General features: G+C 58.3%; 20 protein-coding genes. 18 read left to right on the forward strand and 2 right to left on the reverse strand.

Annotated elements, in window-relative coordinates; all coding sequences use genetic code 11:
* Nucleotides 1-217 precede the first annotated feature (217 nt).
* The 10 genes from HBA26_RS21150 to HBA26_RS21195 all read left to right on the forward strand — a co-directional run bounded on the left by HBA26_RS21150 (nt 218) and on the right by HBA26_RS21195 (nt 8,242).
* The gene (locus tag HBA26_RS21150) at nt 218-994 is read left to right on the forward strand and encodes a threonine/serine exporter ThrE family protein (protein ID WP_028015422.1); all 777 of its coding nucleotides are present in this window, start codon (nt 218-220) and stop codon (nt 992-994) included.
* Nucleotides 985-1,458 (forward strand): threonine/serine exporter, encoded by a 474-nt coding sequence (locus tag HBA26_RS21155; RefSeq protein ID WP_041911301.1) that lies wholly within the window; start codon nt 985-987, stop codon nt 1,456-1,458. The genes HBA26_RS21150 and HBA26_RS21155 overlap by 10 nt, the downstream gene beginning before the upstream one ends.
* Nucleotides 1,459-1,525: 67 nt before the next feature.
* A complete protein-coding gene (locus tag HBA26_RS21160; RefSeq protein ID WP_028015420.1) occupies nt 1,526-2,167 on the forward strand; it encodes a TetR family transcriptional regulator in 642 nt (213 codons plus the stop codon).
* A gap of 41 nt (nt 2,168-2,208) precedes the next feature.
* Nucleotides 2,209-2,661, forward strand: coding sequence for a MarR family transcriptional regulator (locus HBA26_RS21165; protein WP_028015419.1), 453 nt, complete (start codon nt 2,209-2,211; stop codon nt 2,659-2,661).
* Nucleotides 2,662-2,744: 83 nt separating this feature from the next.
* Entirely contained in the window at nt 2,745-3,173 is a 429-nt protein-coding gene (locus HBA26_RS21170) for an organic hydroperoxide resistance protein (protein WP_013095463.1), read from the forward strand.
* 147 nt (nt 3,174-3,320) lie between these two features.
* The gene (dnaT, locus tag HBA26_RS21175) at nt 3,321-3,866 is read left to right on the forward strand and encodes a primosomal protein DnaT (protein WP_126345423.1); all 546 of its coding nucleotides are present in this window, start codon (nt 3,321-3,323) and stop codon (nt 3,864-3,866) included.
* Nucleotides 3,863-4,600, forward strand: a complete 738-nt coding sequence (dnaC, locus tag HBA26_RS21180; RefSeq protein WP_028015417.1) for a DNA replication protein DnaC — start codon at nt 3,863-3,865, stop codon at nt 4,598-4,600. Before dnaT ends, dnaC begins: the two co-directional genes overlap by 4 nt.
* 84 nt (nt 4,601-4,684) lie before the next feature.
* The gene (locus HBA26_RS21185; protein ID WP_028015416.1) at nt 4,685-5,167 is read left to right on the forward strand and encodes a DUF2501 domain-containing protein; all 483 of its coding nucleotides are present in this window, start codon (nt 4,685-4,687) and stop codon (nt 5,165-5,167) included.
* A gap of 268 nt (nt 5,168-5,435) precedes the next feature.
* Nucleotides 5,436-7,727, forward strand: coding sequence for a phosphatidylglycerol--membrane-oligosaccharide glycerophosphotransferase (gene opgB / locus HBA26_RS21190; protein WP_126345422.1), 2,292 nt, complete (start codon nt 5,436-5,438; stop codon nt 7,725-7,727).
* Nucleotides 7,727-8,242, forward strand: coding sequence for a GNAT family N-acetyltransferase (locus HBA26_RS21195; protein ID WP_126345421.1), 516 nt, complete (start codon nt 7,727-7,729; stop codon nt 8,240-8,242). Before opgB ends, HBA26_RS21195 begins: the two co-directional genes overlap by 1 nt.
* Before the next feature lie 90 nt (nt 8,243-8,332).
* Here the strand turns inward: HBA26_RS21195 and tsr are convergent, their stop codons facing one another.
* Nucleotides 8,333-9,997, reverse strand: a complete 1,665-nt coding sequence (gene tsr / locus HBA26_RS21200; protein ID WP_126345420.1) for a methyl-accepting chemotaxis protein — start codon at nt 9,995-9,997, stop codon at nt 8,333-8,335.
* Nucleotides 9,998-10,080: 83 nt separating this feature from the next.
* Nucleotides 10,081-10,521 (reverse strand): homoprotocatechuate degradation operon regulator HpaR, encoded by a 441-nt coding sequence (hpaR, locus tag HBA26_RS21205; protein WP_023334396.1) that lies wholly within the window; start codon nt 10,519-10,521, stop codon nt 10,081-10,083.
* A gap of 271 nt (nt 10,522-10,792) precedes the next feature.
* Here hpaR and hpaG point away from each other — a divergent pair, with 271 nt between their 5' ends.
* From hpaG to hpaA, 8 genes are all read left to right on the forward strand, one after another.
* Entirely contained in the window at nt 10,793-12,070 is a 1,278-nt protein-coding gene (gene hpaG, locus HBA26_RS21210) for a 4-hydroxyphenylacetate degradation bifunctional isomerase/decarboxylase (protein WP_048959797.1), read from the forward strand.
* Nucleotides 12,067-13,533, forward strand: a complete 1,467-nt coding sequence (gene hpaE, locus HBA26_RS21215; protein ID WP_045400869.1) for a 5-carboxymethyl-2-hydroxymuconate semialdehyde dehydrogenase — start codon at nt 12,067-12,069, stop codon at nt 13,531-13,533. Before hpaG ends, hpaE begins: the two co-directional genes overlap by 4 nt.
* A gap of 2 nt (nt 13,534-13,535) precedes the next feature.
* Nucleotides 13,536-14,387, forward strand: coding sequence for a 3,4-dihydroxyphenylacetate 2,3-dioxygenase (gene hpaD / locus HBA26_RS21220; protein WP_166721035.1), 852 nt, complete (start codon nt 13,536-13,538; stop codon nt 14,385-14,387).
* A gap of 9 nt (nt 14,388-14,396) precedes the next feature.
* Complete coding sequence (locus HBA26_RS21225) at nt 14,397-14,777, forward strand: 5-carboxymethyl-2-hydroxymuconate Delta-isomerase (RefSeq protein WP_126345418.1); 381 nt, start codon at nt 14,397-14,399, stop codon at nt 14,775-14,777.
* A gap of 100 nt (nt 14,778-14,877) precedes the next feature.
* Nucleotides 14,878-15,681: a 2-oxo-hept-4-ene-1,7-dioate hydratase gene (gene hpaH, locus HBA26_RS21230; protein ID WP_048957186.1), complete on the forward strand. Its 804-nt coding sequence runs from the start codon at nt 14,878-14,880 to the stop codon at nt 15,679-15,681.
* A gap of 10 nt (nt 15,682-15,691) precedes the next feature.
* Nucleotides 15,692-16,486 carry a 4-hydroxy-2-oxoheptanedioate aldolase gene (gene hpaI / locus HBA26_RS21235; protein WP_041911315.1) on the forward strand — a complete coding sequence of 265 codons (795 nt, stop codon included), beginning with the start codon at nt 15,692-15,694 and terminating at the stop codon, nt 16,484-16,486.
* Between the two features lie 21 nt (nt 16,487-16,507).
* Nucleotides 16,508-17,851, forward strand: coding sequence for a 4-hydroxyphenylacetate permease (gene hpaX, locus HBA26_RS21240; protein WP_045259531.1), 1,344 nt, complete (start codon nt 16,508-16,510; stop codon nt 17,849-17,851).
* Nucleotides 17,823-18,713, forward strand: coding sequence for a 4-hydroxyphenylacetate catabolism regulatory protein HpaA (gene hpaA / locus HBA26_RS21245; protein ID WP_028015398.1), 891 nt, complete (start codon nt 17,823-17,825; stop codon nt 18,711-18,713). Before hpaX ends, hpaA begins: the two co-directional genes overlap by 29 nt.
* Nucleotides 18,714-18,885: the final 172 nt, after the last annotated feature.

Below are 18,885 nucleotides of genomic sequence, written 5' to 3' on the forward strand. Positions count from 1 at the left end.
CAGCGTCAGATGTGTATAAGAGACAGTACAAATATTTTATTATTTCAAATTAATAATTCATCGTATTAATAAATTAATCCTGTAAGTCGTCGTGACGAGGGGGGTAACTGTTTGCATAAACCTTGATCTGACCCACAGCAAGAGCCACTGCACTTTGTGCTAAAAGTAGGCATTACGGGCCAACCGGCAACTATTCACCTTATCTTCGGGACAATACATGCAGGCAGATCGGTCAACGCAACGTGCTATCACGCGGCTCTGTATTCAGTGCGGTCTTTTTCTGCTCCAGCACGGCGCGGAAAGCGCGCTGGTCGAGGAGCTCTCAACCCGGCTGGGGCTGGCGCTGGGAATGGACAGCGTTGAGAGCGCTATCTCGTCCAACGCCATTGTGCTGACCACCATTAAAGACGGGCAGTGTCTTACGTCCACCCGTAAAAATCACGACCGCGGCATTAATATGCACGTTGTAACCGAGGTCCAGCACATCGTCATCCTGGCTGAGCATAAGCTTCTCGATCTCAAGGAGATTGAAAAACGTTTTAACCAAATCAAGCCATTACGTTATCCACGCTGGCTGGTCGTGCTCATGGTGGGGCTGTCATGCGCCTGTTTTTGTAAGCTCAATAAAGGCGGCTGGGACGGCGCGATCGTCACCTTTTTCGCTAGCAGCATCGCCATGTACGTGCGCCAGCTGCTGACGCACCGGCAGTTGCACCCACAAATTAACTTCTGCATTACCGCGTTTGTTGCCACTACGGTGTCTGGCCTGCTGCTGCGCCTGCCGCAGTTTGCCGCTACCCCGACGATTGCGATGGCCGCCAGCGTGCTTCTGCTGGTGCCGGGCTTCCCGCTGATTAACGCCGTTGCCGACATGTTTAAAGGGCACATCAATACCGGGCTGGCACGCTGGGCTATCGCCAGCCTGCTGACGCTGGCGACCTGCATCGGCGTGGTGATGGCGATGACGCTGTGGGGGTTACGAGGATGGGCGTGATAGATTTTCTGCTGGCGCTGGCACAGGACATGGCCCTGGCTGCCATTCCTGCCGTCGGCTTTGCGATGGTATTTAACGTTCCGCAACGCGCTCTGCCGTGGTGTGCGCTGCTGGGCGCAATTGGCCACGGCTCGCGAATGGTGATGATGACGGCGGGCTTTAACATCGAATGGTCGACGTTTATCGCCTCTATGCTGGTCGGCAGCATCGGTATTCAGTGGTCGCGCTGGTATCTGGCGCATCCGAAAGTGTTCACCGTCGCCGCCGTTATCCCGATGTTCCCCGGCATATCTGCCTATACGGCGATGATTTCCGCGGTGAAAATCAGCCATTTTGGCTACACCGAGCCGCAGATGATCCTTCTCCTTAGCAACTTTCTTAAGGCGTCCTCCATCGTCGGTGCGCTCTCTATCGGGCTGTCGATACCCGGGCTATGGCTCTACCGCAAACGCCCGCGCGTTTGATATTTGTGTTATTTCGCTGCCGTGGAGATAATCTTTCTGGTCCGTTTGGTAAAAATAAGGAAAGGATGTGGCTAACTCTGGCAGCGAACACCCCGATCACAGTGAAGAATCGAGCCTGAAAGAGAAAATTTTTCAGAGCGCTATCGCGCTGTTTGCCGAATTTGGACTGAACGGCGCCCGCATGGAGCAGATCGCGGAGAAAGCAGGTACCACAAAACGCATGGTCGTTTACCATTTTAAAAACAAAGAAAATCTCTACCTGCTCGTCCTGGAGTACGTTTACACCCAAATTCGCGCCAGTGAAAAGGCGCTTAGCCTGGCGGATATGCCTCCCGTCGAAGCGCTGGTCCATCTGGTTGAAGCCACCTTTGACTATCATGCCGACCACCCGGATTACATCCGCATTATCTGCATGGAAAACATGCAGCGCGGCCGTTTTATGCAGCAGTCAAACTATCTGCGGCAGGTCAACCGCAGCGCGCTCGACCTGCTGGAAGGTATCCTGCGCCGAGGCAAAGAAAAACAGCTTTTCAGCCAGACGGTTGACGCCCGCGACCTTCACCGTCTGATCAGCAGCTTCAGCTTTCACTACGTTGCCAACAGCTACACCTTCACCCTGCTGTTTGAAGAGGGTGCAGACGAGCAGGCCCAGCGCCAGCACTACCGTAAAATGGCCGTTCAGGTGGCGCTGCGTTATACCTGCCCCTAAAATTGCTTGCAATTAAATCGCGCACAATCTATATTCATTTCATGAACGCAAAAACGAACGACACGACCGCTGCGCTCCTGCTGGATAACCAGCTCTGTTTTGCCCTCTATTCGGCAAATCTGGCGCTTAATAAGCTGTACCGGCAACTGCTGGCGCCGCTAAACCTGACTTACCCGCAATATCTGGTGATGCTGGTGCTGTGGGAGCAGGATGACGTGACGGTGTCGGACATCGGCGAACGGCTGTTCCTTGACTCCGCAACGCTGACGCCGCTTCTGAAGCGTCTGGAAAGCGCAGGGCTAATCAACCGCCACCGCTCGCGTAAAGATGAGCGTCAGGTCGCCGTCACGCTGACTGAAGCCGGACGTGAACTTCAGCAGCAGGCACTGGGTATCCCACACGCGGTGGGGTGCGCTGCACAGTGTGATACCGACACCATGCTGGCGCTCAAGCAGCAGCTGGAACTTTTGCGACAACAGATTCAACGCGCGTAAGGCTATACTTTACGCGTTCTTATCTACCCATATACATCGCACGCTATTTAATAGCGCATATAAAGCAAGATGAGGAACCTGCCATGTCTTTAGAAAAAGTTGTTTATACCGCCAAAGCAAAAGCAACCGGGGGCCGTGACGGCCGCGCGACCTCTTCCGATGGCGTACTGGACGTTAAACTGGGCGTGCCCAAAGAGATGGGCGGTATGGGTGGAGAAGTCACGAACCCTGAGCAGCTGTTTGCTGCGGGTTACTCTGCCTGCTTCCTGGGCGCGATGAAGTTTGTGGCGGCTCGCGACAAATTTACCCTGCCAAAAGAAGCGTTTATTGAAGGCGAAGTGGGTATCGGCCCGCTGCCGACCGGTTTCGGTATCGAAGCAAAACTGAATATCCACGTTGAAGGTATGGATCCTGCGGAAGCCAAAAAGCTGGTCGATGCGGCGCATATCGTTTGCCCGTACTCTAACGCGACCCGCGGCAACATCGACGTGACGCTGAATATCATCGCGTGATAACTGCCTGATGGCGCTGCGCTTTTCAGGCCTACGACTGTAGCCCCGGTAAGCGCAGCGCCACCGGGGAAATCCCCTCCATCCCCTCCCCTCTCTGTGCTACCATAAGCCCATATCACGCCCGTAGTAATCAGTTGAGTAAGCGTTATGTCCTCCAGAATTCTGACCACCAGCATTGCTGGCATTGATGCCTTTATGCGCGACCCACGCGGTGTGTTGACCCACGCCGAAGGCGGCACGGTTGCGGTTTTTGCCGACAACGCGCCGGCGTTTTACGCAATCACGCCGGAACGTCTGGCGCAACTTCTGGAGATCGAAGCGCAGATATCACGTCCGGCAAGCGACGTCACGCTGGATAACCAGTTTTTTGAGGAACCGGTCAATACCCCGCTAACCGTTCCGATGGGCAAATTTGTCCTGTACGCGGGCTGGCAGCCTGACGCAGATTTTCAGCGGCAGGCAGCATTGTGGGGCATTGCGTTAACTCAGCCAGCTACCGCGGAAGAGCTCGCCGCGTTTATCGCCTGGTGGCAGGCGGAAGGCAAAGTGTTCACCCACGTTCAGTGGCAGCAAAAGCTCGCGCGTCATCTTCAAATTACCCGCGCCAGTAACAATGGCCAGCCTAAGCGCGATATCAACACGTTTTCAGAACCGGATAAACAGATCCCGAGTGGATTCCGAGGTGCGAAATGAAGAACGTCGGCGACCTGATGAAACGTCTGCAAAAGATGATGCCAGCCAACGTGAAGCCCGCCTTCACCACGGGTGAAGAGCTGCTGGCGTGGCAAAAGGAGCAAGGTAAAATTCGTGCCGCCGCGCTCGCCCGCGAAAACCGGGCAATGAAAATGCAGCGCACCTTTAACCGCTCCGGTATTCGTCCCCTGCATCAGAACTGCTCGTTTGATAACTATAAAATTGAGACCAGCGGGCAGATGAACGCGCTTGCCGCCGCGCGTCAGTACGTGGATGAATTTGACGGCAATATCGCCAGCTTCATTTTTAGCGGCAAGCCGGGCACAGGTAAAAACCACCTCGCGGCCGCCATCTGCAACGAACTGCTTCTGCGCGGTAAATCGGTCCTCATCATCACCGTGGCCGATATCATGTCCGCCATGAAAGACACCTTCAGCAACCGTGAAACCAGCGAAGAGCAGCTTCTTAACGATCTGAGCAATGTCGATCTACTGGTCATCGACGAGATTGGCGTTCAGACCGAATCCCGTTATGAAAAGGTCATCATTAACCAGATAGTCGATCGCCGCTCTTCGTCCAAACGTCCCACCGGGATGCTGACGAACCACAACATTGACGAGATGACCCGCTTACTGGGCGAACGCGTCATGGACCGCATGAAGCTGGGCAACAGTCTGTATGTCATTTTCGACTGGGACAGTTACCGCAGCCGCGTCACCGGCAAAGAGTATTAAGACAGTTCCAGGAATCGCCAGCAGGGCGCAGGTATATACTGGAACCCCTTCCGGCCCAAAACGGACCTTTTTGAGAAAGCCATTATGAAAAAACAGATTCTTATCAGCACCTTTTTAGGCGCGCTGCTGATTACCGGCGCAGCACAAGCGGCTTCGTGGCAGGAGTCCCTGTCAAGCGCCGCGAATGAGCTGACCAAAGAGAGCAGCAGCGCCCAGGGCGGGCTCTCGGCCTCTTCTCTCACCAGCCTGCTGAGCAACAGTTCCCAGAGCCTGAGCGCGGGCACGATGAACAACGCGGCGGGGATTCTGGAATATTGCGCTAAGCAAAAGCTGGCCTCGGTGACCGACGCGCAAAACGTGAAAAACCAGGTGCTGGGTAAACTGGGTCTCGACACGCAGGAGCAAAAAGCGGACACCAGCTATATGGACGGCATTCAGGGCCTGCTTAACGCGCAAAACGGCCAACAGCTTAATCTAAGCACCCTCGGCAACTCCGCCCTGGCAAAACAGGTGAAAACCAAAGCCTGCGATCTGGTGCTGAAACAAGGCGTTAATTTCATCTCCTGATCCGCCCCATTTTCTGCCACAACACGCCGCGTTTAATGCGATAGGCTTGCATCGCGGCGTTAAACGAGCGTTTTACCTACCTGCCACCGTCTCAGCGTCCGTTAGTCAGGATGCGACCATCCTCATAAAAACGATTTTATAAACCAAATCCTAACAACAGCACACTTTCGTGACACTAAAATTGCAGCTAAACGACATCGCCATTAAATTGTCTTACCAAAAATAAACAGTTAGCCAGCGAAGCACCTGGCGTCATGAGGATATGCTGTTGTCAGAATTCATCTCTCTTATCCTTTTTCTGGCTTCCGTCGGCGTTTATGCCTGGAAAGCCGGCCGTAACACCTGGTGGTTTATCGCCACGCTGGTGGTGCTCGGCATTTTTATCGTTTTAAACATTACCTTATACGCCAGCGATTACTTCACCGGCGACGGCATTAACGATGCTGTGCTCTACACCCTGACGAACAGCCTGACGGGCGCGGGAGTAGGTAAATACATCCTTCCAGGGCTGGGACTGATCGTGGCGCTGGTGACGATATTCGGCGCGCTCGCCTGGGTGCTGCGCCGCCGTCGCCATCTTCCTCACCATCATGGCTACAGCCTGCTGGCGCTTTTCCTGGCGCTGGCCTCCGTTGACGCCAGCCCCGCGTTTCATCAGATCACCGAGCTTGTAAAATCCCAGTCGCGCGACGGCGATCCGGACTTCGTGGCCTACTATAAAGAGCCGTCGAAAACGATCGCCAACCCGAAGCTCAATCTGGTCTACATCTACGGTGAAAGCCTGGAGCGTACCTACTTTGATAACGATGCGTTTCCGAACCTCACGCCGGAACTGGGCGCGCTGAAAAACGAAGGTCTCGATTTCAGCCACACCATGCAGTTACCCGGCACGGATTACACTATCGCCGGGATGGTGGCCTCCCAGTGCGGTATCCCGCTGTTCGCACCTTTTGAAGGCAACGCCTCCGCCTCGATGTCGACGTTCTTCCCGCAGAATATTTGCCTGGGCGATATCCTGAAAAACTCCGGCTATGAAAACTACTTTATGCAGGGAGCAAACCTGCGCTTTGCCGGAAAAGATGTGTTCCTGAAATCCCACGGTTTTGACCACCTGTATGGCTCAGAAGAGTTAAAAACGACGGTTGCCGATCCCACCTACCGCAACGACTGGGGCTTCTATGACGATACGGTGCTGGACGAAACCTGGAAGAAATTCGAGGAACTTTCCCGTGCCGGGAAGCGTTTTTCTCTCTTTGCGCTGACGGTAGATACGCACCATCCGGACGGGTTCGTCTCGCGCACCTGTAAGCGAAAAAGCTATGACGTGGACGGCAAAAACAACAAGTCTTTCAGCGCCGTAACCTGTAGCCAGGAGCACATCGCCGCGCTGGTCGAGAAAATCAAAGCCTCGCCGTGGTTTAAAAACACCGTCATCGTCGTATCGTCTGACCATCTGGCAATGAAAAACAGCGCGTGGGACCAACTCAGCAAGCAGGATCGCAGCAACCTGTTCTTCGTGCTGCGCGGCGACCAGCCGCAGCAGGAGTTAATCGCCACCAAACGCAACTCCATGGATAACGGCGCAACCGTGCTGGACATTCTGGGGGGCGACAACTTTATTGGCCTCGGGCGCAGCACGCTGTCGGGGCAATCCCTGTCGGAAGTGTTCCTCAACATGAAGGAAAAAATTCTCGCCTGGAAGCCCGACATCATCCGCCTGTGGAATTTCCCGAAAGAGATGAAAGACTTCACCGTCGATCGGGATAAAAACACCGTTGCCTTCTCCGGCAGCAATTTCCGCCTGCCGCTGCTGGTGCGCGTGTCGGATAGTCGCGTCGAACCGCTGCCGGAAAGCGAGTATTCCGCGCCGCTGCGCTTCCAGCTGGCCGATTTCGCCCCTCGCGATAACTTCGTCTGGATTGACCGGTGTTACAAAATGGGTCAGCTCTGGTCGCAGCCGCTGGCGCTCTCTACGGACTGGTGCGTCTCTCAGGGCCAGCTTGGCGGGGAGCAAACCGTGCAGCATGTCGACAAAGCCCAGTGGAAAGGCAAAACCGCCTTTAAAGATACGGTGATTGATACGGCTCGCTATCAGCAAAACATCGACATGCTGAAAATCGTCGACAACGACATCCGCTATAAAGCGGACAGCTTTATCTTTAACGTGGCCGGCGCGCCCGAAGAGGTGAAGCAGTTTAGCGGCATCTCCCGTCCGGAGTCGTGGGGACGCTGGTCAAACGCGCAGCTGGGCAACGAGGTGAAAATTGAGTACACCCATCCACTGCCGGAACAATTTGATCTGGTGATCACGGCCAGGGCGTACGGGCCTAACGCGAATAAACCCGTACCGGTGCGCGTGGGCGATCAAGAGCAGACGCTGACGCTTGGAAATGACGTAAGCACTCACACCCTGCATTTTGAGAATCCATCGCGCAGCAGTACCCTGGTGATTGTGCCGCCAGACCCGCAGTCCACCAATGAAGGAAATATTCTCGGCCATTCACCGCGCCAGCTCGGGATCGGCATGGTTGAAATTAAAATCGTGAGTCGCGCAGGCTAATGGTCACCCTTAACCTCACCGTTCGGCCTACATGCATTGACGACGTTGCCGCCCTGCCCGCCATTGAGCGCGCGGCGGGTGAGCGTTTTCGTGACTACCCCGACCTCGCCTGGCTTGCCGATGGCGAGGTCATTTCCGCTGAACAGCATCTCGACTATGCCGAACGGGGGCTAAGCTGGCTGGCGCTGGCGAACGACCGTCCCGTGGGGTTTATTCTCACTGAAGCGCACCCTTCGTCGCTGTTTATTGTGGAGCTCTCGGTCGATCTGGCCTGGCAGGGAAAAGGGATCGGTCGGCAGCTCATCGCCTGTGCGGCTGACCATGCCCGCCAAAAGGGGCTGAGATCGCTGACGTTGACGACGTTCCGGGACGTGCCGTGGAATGCGCCCTTCTATGCGCGGCTGGGGTTTGAAATGATGACGAGGCTGACGCCTGAATTGCGTGAAAAACGCGAAGAAGAGACGGCGCACGGTTTAGCGTATGACTCCCGCTGCGCCATGCGCCTGCCGCTTTGATATCGCCCGGTGGCGCTTCGCTTACCGGGCCTACAGCAAGCTTCCGTTGGCCGGGTAAGACGTAGCCGCCACCCGGCACAACGCGCTGGATCAGAACGTTTCCCAGTTATCGCCCGCGTCCGCCGTCGCGACTTTACGCGACATCACCGGCGCGGCAACGCTTTTCGCGGCAGCGAAATCGCGCGCCTTCATCTGCTCCTGCTGAATGCGGAACACTGCCACGGCCTGCGTCAGACGGCTCGCCTGCTCTTCCAGCGCCGCCGCCGCTGCGGCTGACTCTTCTACCAGCGAGGCGTTCTGCTGGGTCACGCGGTCCATCTCTGCCACGGCCAGGCCCACCTGGTCGATACCGCGGCTCTGCTCGTCGGACGCAGAGGCAATCTCGCCCATGATATCGGTCACGCGGGTCACCGCATTCACGATCTCACCCATGGTTTCACCGGCGCTTTCCACCAGCGTTGAACCCACTTCCACGCGTCCCACGGAGTCTTCAATCAGGCTCTTGATCTCACGTGCTGCCTGAGCGCTGCGCTGGGCCAGGTTACGCACTTCCCCTGCCACCACCGCAAATCCACGACCCTGTTCGCCCGCACGCGCCGCTTCTACCGCCGCGTTCAGCGCCAGGATGTTGGTCTGGAAGGCAATGCCGTCGATCACGCTGATGATATCGGCAATTTTCTGCGAACTGCCCGCGATGTCACGCATGGTTTGCACCACGTTGTCCACCACCTTGCCGCCCTTCTGCGCGGTTTCAGACGCGCTTAGCGCCAGGTGGCTCGCCTGACGGGCGTTCTCGGCGTTCTGCTTAACGGTCGCCGTCAGCTGCTCCATGCTGGCAGCGGTCTCTTCCAGGGAAGCGGCCTGCTGTTCAGTACGGGAAGAGAGGTCGTTATTGCCCATCGCGATTTCGCTCGCGCCGCTATAGATAGCGTTCGCGCCGTTACGCACGTCGCCCACGGTACGCACCAGCTCGCCCTGCATATGACGCAGCGAGTCGGCCAGTTCGCCCATCTCGTTAGAGCCTTCCACGTCGATGCGCTTCACCAGGTCGCCGCTGGCGATGTGGCGAATATTGTCAATGAGACGCGTCAGCGGAGAGATCAGCGCCTGCTTGATACCCAGCCAGACGGCCACAATCACCACCAGCACGGCAACCAGCACGCTGATCAGCACCCAGATAGCCTGAGTGTAAGAGCTGTTGCTGTCTTCAACCGCCATCTGGTACAGCTTGTCGTTCTGCTGCAGGTAGCTCACGTACTGCTTCTCGAATCCATCCTGGTAGCTCTGGGTCGGCTGGTCGAAGAAGGCGTTGATTTTGCCCGCCCCCAGCAGCTGAATTAGCTCAGCCAGCGCACCGTGGTAGATATCGTAGTTACGTTTTATTTCCAGCGCAGCGGCGTCACTCTGACGCGGGTCGCGCGGCAGGGCTTCATAGTCAGCCCAGTTTTTTTCCGCCTGTTTCAGCGAGGCAGACGCAATCTGCATCAGATCGTTAACGGTCGCGCCGCTGCCGATATTGTTCTGATCCATCATGTAGCGGATGCCCGCGCGGTTCAGGGTATTACGGGTTTGCAGCAGCGCAACCCAGCTCCCGTTAAGGGTGGATTGTTGCTGACGAATGGTTTGCAGGACGGTGAAATTCTCTTTGTCATTCTTCAGAGCATTAAAGAAAAGACCACCGGATGTGAGTTGTAAAAGGCCAAATATCGCTAAAACCAGCATTAAGCTGGTGACAATCTTGATACGGTTTAACATGTTTTCTCTTTCCTCAGACAGATACAGAATTTTCGGCCTGGAAAGGGAAAACTTTACGAAAATCATCCTGGAATTTGTGGTTTTTACTCTTCTTCCCGCGCTGCGTTATGCCGGTTCCCGAGTTCAATAAACTCTTCCAGCAGCGCCGTCAGCTGCTTCATCTTCTCCGGGGTGTATTCCGCCTCAATCTGCTGATACGCCTCTTCCACCTGCGCCTGGGCGTGCTCGTACAGCGCATTTCCCTCTTTGGTCAGCGACACGTACAGCTTGCGCTGGTCGTTCACCGGCTTTAAGCGCAGCACCAGGCCGTCGCGCTCCATGCGCGTCAGAATGCCGGTCAGGCTCGGGCGCAGAATACAGGTGCGAAACGCCAGATCGTGAAAATCCATCGACGGATGTTCAGCCAGCACGCGCACGATGCGCCACTGCTGCTCGGTGAGGTTATGCCGCTTCACAATCGGACGGAAGTACGACATCGCCGCTTCCCGCGCCTGCAAAAGCGCGATGGTTAATGAATCATGCATAGCCTCTCCCCTTCACATCATTAACAAGTAAACAATTCATAAAAGATGTTTTTATAAACAACACGTTTCCTGCCAGAAAGTCTAACAGAAACCATTCGTTTTTATTAATCAACTGATTTACATAGGATTAAAATGCATAATGTAAATTTATTGTTATTCATATCACAAATTCTTCACTTCTGATTGCGAAATAAACAGCAAAAGCATAAAAACAGATCATTAACATATTAATGAAATCATAACCCGGACCGTCGGGGTGAGGAGTAGGTGAATGAAAGGTACCGTATTTGCCGTCGCGCTGAACCACCAAAGTCAGCAAGAAGCCTGGGCTGAGGCGTTTGAAAAAGCCCCTTACAACACGCCGCCAAAAACGCCGGTGTGGTTTATCAAACCGCACAACACGGTGATTCGCGCGGGCGAGCCCATTCCTTTCCCGCAGGGGGAAACGGTGTTAAGCGGCGCGACGGTGGCGCTGGTTGTGGGTAAAACCGCCAGCAGGGTGCGCGTAGAGGACGCCGCGGCCTACATCGCGGGATATGCGCTGGCCAACGAGGTGAGCCTGCCGGAAGAGAGCTTCTACCGTCCGGCCATTAAGGCCAAATGCCGGGACGGCTTTTGCCCGCTTGGCGAGCTGGCCGCCGTTGATAACGTCGACAACCTGACCATCATCACCGAGATCAACGGCCGCGAAGCGGACCACTGGAACACCGCCGATCTGCAGCGCAGCGCCGCCGAACTGCTGAGCGCCCTGAGCGAATTCGCCACCCTCAATCCCGGCGATACGATATTGCTCGGCACGCCGCAAAGCCGTGTGGAGATCCGCCCGGGCGATCGGGTACGCATTCTTGCAGAAGGTTTCCCGCCGCTGGAAAACCCGGTGGTGAACGAGCGCGACGTTGCCCTTTCCCACCGCACGCCTGAACACGCCACGCTGTTCGCCCTCGGTCTTAACTACGCCGATCATGCCAGCGAGCTGGACTTCAAGCCGCCCACCGAGCCGCTGGTGTTTATCAAAGCGCCGAACACCTTCAATGGCGACAACCAGACCTCGGTGCGCCCGAACAATATCGAATACATGCACTACGAGGCGGAGCTGGTGGTGGTAATCGGTAAAACCGCGCGTAAGGTGAGCGAAGCCGAGGCGATGGAGTATGTCGCGGGCTACACGGTCTGCAACGACTACGCCATCCGCGACTACCTGGAAAATTACTACCGCCCGAACCTGCGGGTCAAAAGCCGCGACGGATTAACCCCCATCAGCCCGAACATCGTGCCAAAAGAAGCCATCCCTGACCCGCACAACCTTCGTCTTCGCACTTACGTCAACGGCGAACTGCGTCAGGAAGGCACCACCGCCGATCTCATTTTCAGCATTCCTTACCTGATTGCGTATCTGAGCGATTTTATGACCCTACAGCCGGGCGACATGATCGCCACCGGCACGCCGAAGGGGCTGTCCGACGTGGTGCCGGGCGATGAAGTGGTGGTGGAAGTGGAAGGCGTGGGCCGCCTGGTGAACCGGATTGTCAGCGAGGAGACTGCAAAATGAAAAAGATTAACCACTGGATCAACGGTAAAAACGTCGCCGGAAGCGAGTACTTCCATACCACTAATCCGGCCTCCGGCGAGGTATTAGCGGAAGTCGCCTCCGGCGGTGAAGCGGAAATTCATCAGGCCGTTGCCGCCGCTAAAGAGGCGTTCCCGAAATGGGCCAACCTGCCGATGAAGGAGCGCGCGCGCCTGATGCGTCGCCTGGGGGATCTGATCGACCAGAACGTGCCCGAGATCGCCGCCATGGAAACCGCCGACACCGGCCTGCCGATCCACCAGACCAAAAATGTACTCATCCCGCGCGCCTCGCACAACTTCGAGTTCTTCGCCGAGGTGTGCCAGCAGATGAACGGCAAAACCTACCCGGTCGACGACAAAATGCTCAACTACACCCTGGTGCAGCCGGTGGGCGTCTGCGCGCTGGTATCGCCGTGGAACGTGCCGTTTATGACCGCCACCTGGAAGGTCGCGCCGTGCCTGGCGCTGGGCAACACCGCGGTGCTGAAGATGTCTGAACTCTCGCCGCTGACCGCCGACCGTCTGGGCGAGCTGGCGCTGGAGGCGGGCATTCCGGCGGGCGTGCTGAACGTGGTGCAGGGATACGGGGCGACGGCAGGCGACGCGCTGGTGCGCCACCACGACGTGCGCGCCGTCTCCTTCACCGGCGGCACCGCCACCGGGCGCAACATCATGAAAAACGCCGGGCTGAAGAAATATTCCATGGAGCTGGGCGGCAAATCCCCGGTGCTGATTTTTGAAGATGCGGACATCGAGCGCGCGCTGGACGCCGCGCTGTTCACCATCTTCTCCATCAACGGCGAGCGCTGCACCGCGGGCTCGCGCATCTTCATCCAGCAGAGCATTTACCCGGAGTTCGTCAAGCGCTTCGCCGAACGCGCCAATCGCCTGCGCGTGGGCGATCCGACCGATCCGAACACCCAGATTGGCGCGCTCATCAGCCAGCAGCACTGGGAGAAAGTCTCCGGCTATATCCGCCTCGGCATCGAGGAAGGCGCCACCCTGCTGGCGGGCGGCCCGGACAAACCGACCGATCTGCCTGCACACCTGAAAGGCGGCAACTTCCTGCGCCCGACGGTGCTGGCGGACGTCGACAACCGCATGCGCGTGGCGCAGGAGGAGATCTTCGGGCCGGTGGCCTGTCTGCTGCCGTTTAAGGACGAGGCGGAAGGCCTGCGTCTGGCGAACGACGTGGAGTACGGCCTGGCGTCGTACATCTGGACCCAGGACGTCAGCAAGGTGCTCCGTCTGGCGCGCAACATTGAAGCGGGCATGGTGTTCGTCAACACCCAGAACGTGCGCGACCTGCGCCAGCCGTTTGGCGGCGTTAAGGCCTCCGGCACCGGCCGCGAGGGCGGCGAGTACAGCTTTGAAGTGTTCGCGGAGATGAAGAACGTCTGCATCTCCATGGGCGACCATCCGATTCCAAAATGGGGGATCTGACAATGGGCAAGCTAGCGTTAGCGGCAAAAATCACCCACGTGCCGTCGATGTATCTTTCCGAGCTGCCGGGGAAAAACCACGGCTGCCGCCAGTCCGCCATCGACGGGCATAAAGAGATCAGCAAGCGCTGCCGCGAGCTGGGCGTGGACACCATCATCGTGTTCGACACCCACTGGCTGGTGAACAGCGCGTACCACATCAACTGTGCGGAGCATTTTTCGGGCGTCTACACCAGCAACGAGCTGCCGCACTTTATCCGCGACATGACCTACGACTACGACGGCAACCCGGAGCTCGGGCAGCTGATCGCCGACGAAGCGGTGAAGCTCGGCGTGCGCGCCAAGGCGCACAACATCCCGAGCCTCAAGCTGGAGTACGGCACGCTGGTGCCGATGCGCTACATGAACGCGGATAAGCACTTCAAAGTGCTCTCCATCTCCGCGTTCTGCACGGTTCACGACTTTGCCGACAGCCGCAGGCTGGGCGAGGCCATCGTCAGCGCCATTGAAAAGTACGACGGCACCGTGGCGGTGCTCGCCAGCGGCTCGCTCTCGCACCGCTTTATCGACGACCAGCGTGCGGAAGAAGGGATGAACAGCTTCACCCGCGAGTTCGACCGTCAGATGGACGAGCGCGTGGTCAAGCTGTGGCGCGAAGGCCAGTTTAAAGAGTTTTGCAGCATGCTGCCGGAGTACGCCGACTACTGCTACGGCGAGGGCAACATGCACGACACGGTGATGCTGCTGGGGATGCTGGGCTGGGATAAATACGACGGCAAGGTGGAGTTCCTCACCGAGCTGTTCGCCAGCTCCGGCACCGGCCAGGTCAACGCCGTTTTCCCGCTTCCCGCATAAGGAGTTGTTATGCCGCACTTTATTGCTGAATGTACCGACAACATCCGCGCGCAGGCCGACCTGCCGGGGCTGTTCGCCAAAGTGAACGAGGCGCTGGCCGCCACGGAGATCTTCCCGCTCGGCGGCATCCGCAGCCGCGCCCACTGGCTGGACACCTGGCAGATGGCGGACGGTAAGCATGATTACGCCTTTGTGCATATGACGCTGAAGATCGGCGCCGGGCGAAGCCTGGAGAGCCGGGAAGCCGTGGGGGAGATGCTGTTTGCGCTGATCAAAACCCACTTCGCGGCGCTGATGGCGGAGCGCTATCTGGCGCTGTCGTTCGCCATGGAAGAACTCGATCCGACGCTCAACTACAAACAAAACAACGTGCACGCGTTGTTTAAGTAGCCGTCTGCTCGCCCGGTGGCGCTTCGCTTACCGGGCCTACAACGGCCAAGAACGTAGGCCGGGATCGCTACGCGCCACCCGGCAAAAACAGGATATCGCCATGCTCGACAAACACACCCATACCCTGATCGCCCAGCGCCTGCATCAGGCGGAACAGTCCCGGGAGCAGATCCGCGCGATCTCGCTGGAGTACCCGGAGATCACCATCGAAGACGCCTACGCCGTACAGCGCGAATGGGTGAGCCTGAAAATTGCCGAAGGCCGCGTGCTGAAAGGCCACAAGATTGGCCTCACCTCGAAAGCGATGCAGGCCAGCTCGCAGATTAGCGAGCCGGACTACGGCGCGCTGCTGGACGACATGTTCTTCCACGACGGCAGCGACATCCCCGTCGATCGCTTTATCGTCCCGCGCATTGAAGTGGAGCTGGCCTTCGTGCTGGCAAAACCGCTGCGCGGCCCGAACTGCACGATCTTCGACGTCTACAACGCCACGGACTACGTCATCCCCGCGCTGGAGCTGATCGACGCCCGCTGCCACAACGTTGACCCGGAGACCCAGCGCCCGCGCAAGGTGTTCGACACCATCTCCGACAACGCCGCCAACGCCGGGGTGATCCTCGGCGGTCGTCCGATTAAGCCCGACGCGCTGGATCTGCGCTGGATCTCCGCCCTGCTCTACCGCAACGGCGTGATCGAAGAGACCGGCGTCGCCGCTGGCGTGCTTAACCACCCGGCGAACGGCGTGGCGTGGCTGGCGAACAAGCTCGCGCCGTACGACGTGCAGCTTGAGCCCGGACAAATCATCCTCGGCGGCTCGTTTACCCGTCCGGTTGCCGCCAGCAGAGGCGACACCTTCCATGTTGACTACGGCAACATGGGCTCCATCAGCTGTCGCTTTGTATAAGGAGGCGACCATGCAAAACGCATTCAAAGCGGCGCTGAAGGCGGGCCGCCCGCAAATCGGTTTATGGCTGGGGCTGACCAGCAGCTACAGCGCAGAGCTGCTGGCCGGGGCCGGTTTTGACTGGCTGCTGATCGACGGCGAGCACGCGCCGAACAGCGTGCAGACCGTCCTGACTCAGCTCCAGGCTATCGCCCCTTATCCCAGCCAGCCGGTGGTGCGCCCGTCGTGGAACGATCCGGTGCAGATCAAGCAGCTGCTGGACGTGGGGGCGCAAACCCTGCTGGTGCCGATGGTGCAAAACGCTGACGAGGCGCGGCTGGCGGTAAGCGCCACCCGCTACCCGCCTGCGGGCATTCGCGGCGTCGGCAGCGCCCTGGCGCGCGCGTCGCGCTGGAACCGCATCCCGGATTACCTGCATCAGGCTAACGACGCCATGTGCGTGCTGGTGCAGATCGAAACCCGCGAGGCGCTGAAAAACCTGCCGCAGATCCTGGACGTGGAAGGCGTCGACGGCGTGTTTATCGGCCCGGCGGATCTGAGCGCCGACATGGGCTTTGCCGGCAATCCGCAGCACCCGGAGGTGCAGGCCGCCATCGAACAGGCGATCGCGCAGATCCTCAGCGCGGGCAAAGCGCCCGGCATCCTGATGGCGAATGAACAGCTGGCGAAACGCTATCTCGGCCTCGGCGCATTGTTTGTGGCGGTCGGTGTGGATACCACCCTGCTCGCCCGCAGCGCCGAAGCGCTGGCGGCCCGCTTTACCGACGTCACCACAGCAGTTGATAACAATAAATCCGTCTACTAAACGTACGATGTGGAGCGCAACATGACGACCTCAACCCTGCATAATAAAGATGTAGAACATCGCGCAATAAATAAGCTGTTCCGTCGTTTGATCGTGTTTCTCTTTATCCTGTTTGTTTTCTCGTTTCTCGATCGCATCAACATCGGCTTTGCCGGGCTGACGATGGGCAAAGATCTGGGCCTCACGTCGACCATGTTTGGCCTGGCCGCGACGCTGTTTTACGTCACCTACGTGCTGTGCGGGATCCCCAGCAACATCATGCTGGCGAAGGTCGGCGCACGCCGCTGGATCGCCGGGATCATGGTGGTGTGGGGCATCGCCTCCACCTGCACCATGTTCGCCACCAGCCCCGAAACGCTTTACGTCCTGCGCATGCTGGTGGGCATTGCGGAAGCCGGTTTCCTGCCAGGGATTTTGGTCTATCTCACCTGGTGGTTCCCGGCCTATCACCGCGCCCGCGCCAACGCGCTGTTTATGATCGCCATGCCGGTGACCATGATGCTTGGCTCGATCCTCTCCGGGTATATTCTGGCGATGGACGGGCTGTGGAACCTGAAGGGCTGGCAGTGGCTGTTTCTGCTGGAGGGGTTGCCGTCGGTGGTGCTCGGAGTGGTGACCTGGTTTTACCTCAACGACACGCCGGATCAGGCCACCTGGCTGGATGAAGACGAAAAGCAGGCGCTGAAAACGATGATCGCGCGCGAGCAGGAGGTCGCCATCGCCCAATCCGTCACGCCGCGCTCGACGCTGCGCGAGGTGCTTACGCCCGCCGTGCTGCTCTACACGCTGGCCTACTTCTGTCTGACCAATACGCTGAGCGCGATCAACATCTGGACGCCGCAGATCCTGCAAAGCTTCAACACCGGCAGCAGCAATATCGTGATTGGCCTGCTGGCGGCGATCCCGCAGTTTTGTACCATCCTCGGGATGATCTGGTGGAGTCGCCGCTCCGACAGGCTGAAAGAGCGAAAAAAGCACACCATCCTGCCGTACCTGTTTGCCGCGGCGGGATGGATGCTGGCCTCCGTGACCGATCACAGCCTGATCCAGCTGCTTGGCATCATCATGGCCTCAACCGGATCGTTTACCGCCATGGCGATATTCTGGACCACTCCGGACCAGGTTATTAGCCTGCAGTCACGCGCGGTGGCGCTGGCGGTGATCAACGCCATCGGTAACGTCGGATCCGCCGTCAGCCCGCTGCTGATTGGGATCCTGCGCGACGCGACCGGCAGCTTCAGCTCTGGGCTGTGGTTCGTGGCGGGTCTGCTGGTGGTCGGCGCGCTGGTGCTGACGCGCATCCCAATGACGCAGCGGGTTCAACAGAGGAACGATCATGTGCCAGAGCCCTATCGCCAACATTGATATCAGCAAGGAGTACGACGAAAGTCTGGGCACCGACGACGTGCACTATCAGTCGTTCGCCCGCATGGCGGCCTTTTTTGGCCGCGACATGCAGGCGCATCGTCACGACCAGTATTTTCAGATGCACTTTCTCGACACCGGGCAGATTGAGCTCCAGCTCGACGACCACCGCTATTCGGTGCAGGCGCCGCTGTTTGTGCTGACGCCGCCGTCGGTGCCGCACGCGTTTATCACCGAATCCGACAGCGACGGCCACGTGCTGACGGTGCGCGAGGATCTCATCTGGCCGCTGCTGGAGGTGCTCTACCCCGGCACGCGGGAAGCGTTCGGCCTGCCGGGGATCTGCCTGTCGCTTGCCGACAAGCCTGACGAGCTGACGGCGCTGAAGCACTACTGGCAGCTCATTGCCCGGGAATCCACGGCGCAGCTGCCGGGCCGTGAGCATACGCTGGTCCTGCTGGCTCAGGCGGTATTTACCCTGCTGCTGCGCAACGCGAAGCTCGACGACCACGCGGCCAGCGGGATGCGCGGCGAGCTGAAGCTGTTCCAGCGCTTTACCCAGCTGATCGACACCCACTATCACCAGCACTGGACGGTACCGGAATACGCCAGCGAACTGCACCTCACCGAATCCCGCCTGACGGACATCTGCCGCCGCTTCGCCAACCGCTCGCCGAAACGGCTGATCTTCGACCGGCAGCTGCGCGAGGCCAGGCGCCTGCTGCTGTTTTCCGACAGCGCGGTCAGCGAGATTGCCTGGCAGCTGGGATTTAAAGATCCGGCCTATTTCGCCCGGTTTTTCAATCGCCTGACGGGTTGCTCGCCCAGCGCGTATCGGGCGCAGAAAGTACCGGTTTCCTGAACGCATCGCGGTATGTAGGGCGGGTAAGCGCAGCGCCACCCGCCAAAAACCCGCACAGATCACAAATCCCAATCCCGCCCGAAAAGTACCCGCCGTTGTCCCAATCGTCCCTTCACGTTCCGCCCCTCTCACGCTCTGTCTCTTATACACATCTGACGCTGCCGCCGACGGA

This window comes from Enterobacter sp. 725m/11 (assembly GCF_011683705.1).
Taxonomy (GTDB): Bacteria; Pseudomonadota; Gammaproteobacteria; order Enterobacterales; family Enterobacteriaceae; genus Enterobacter; species Enterobacter bugandensis.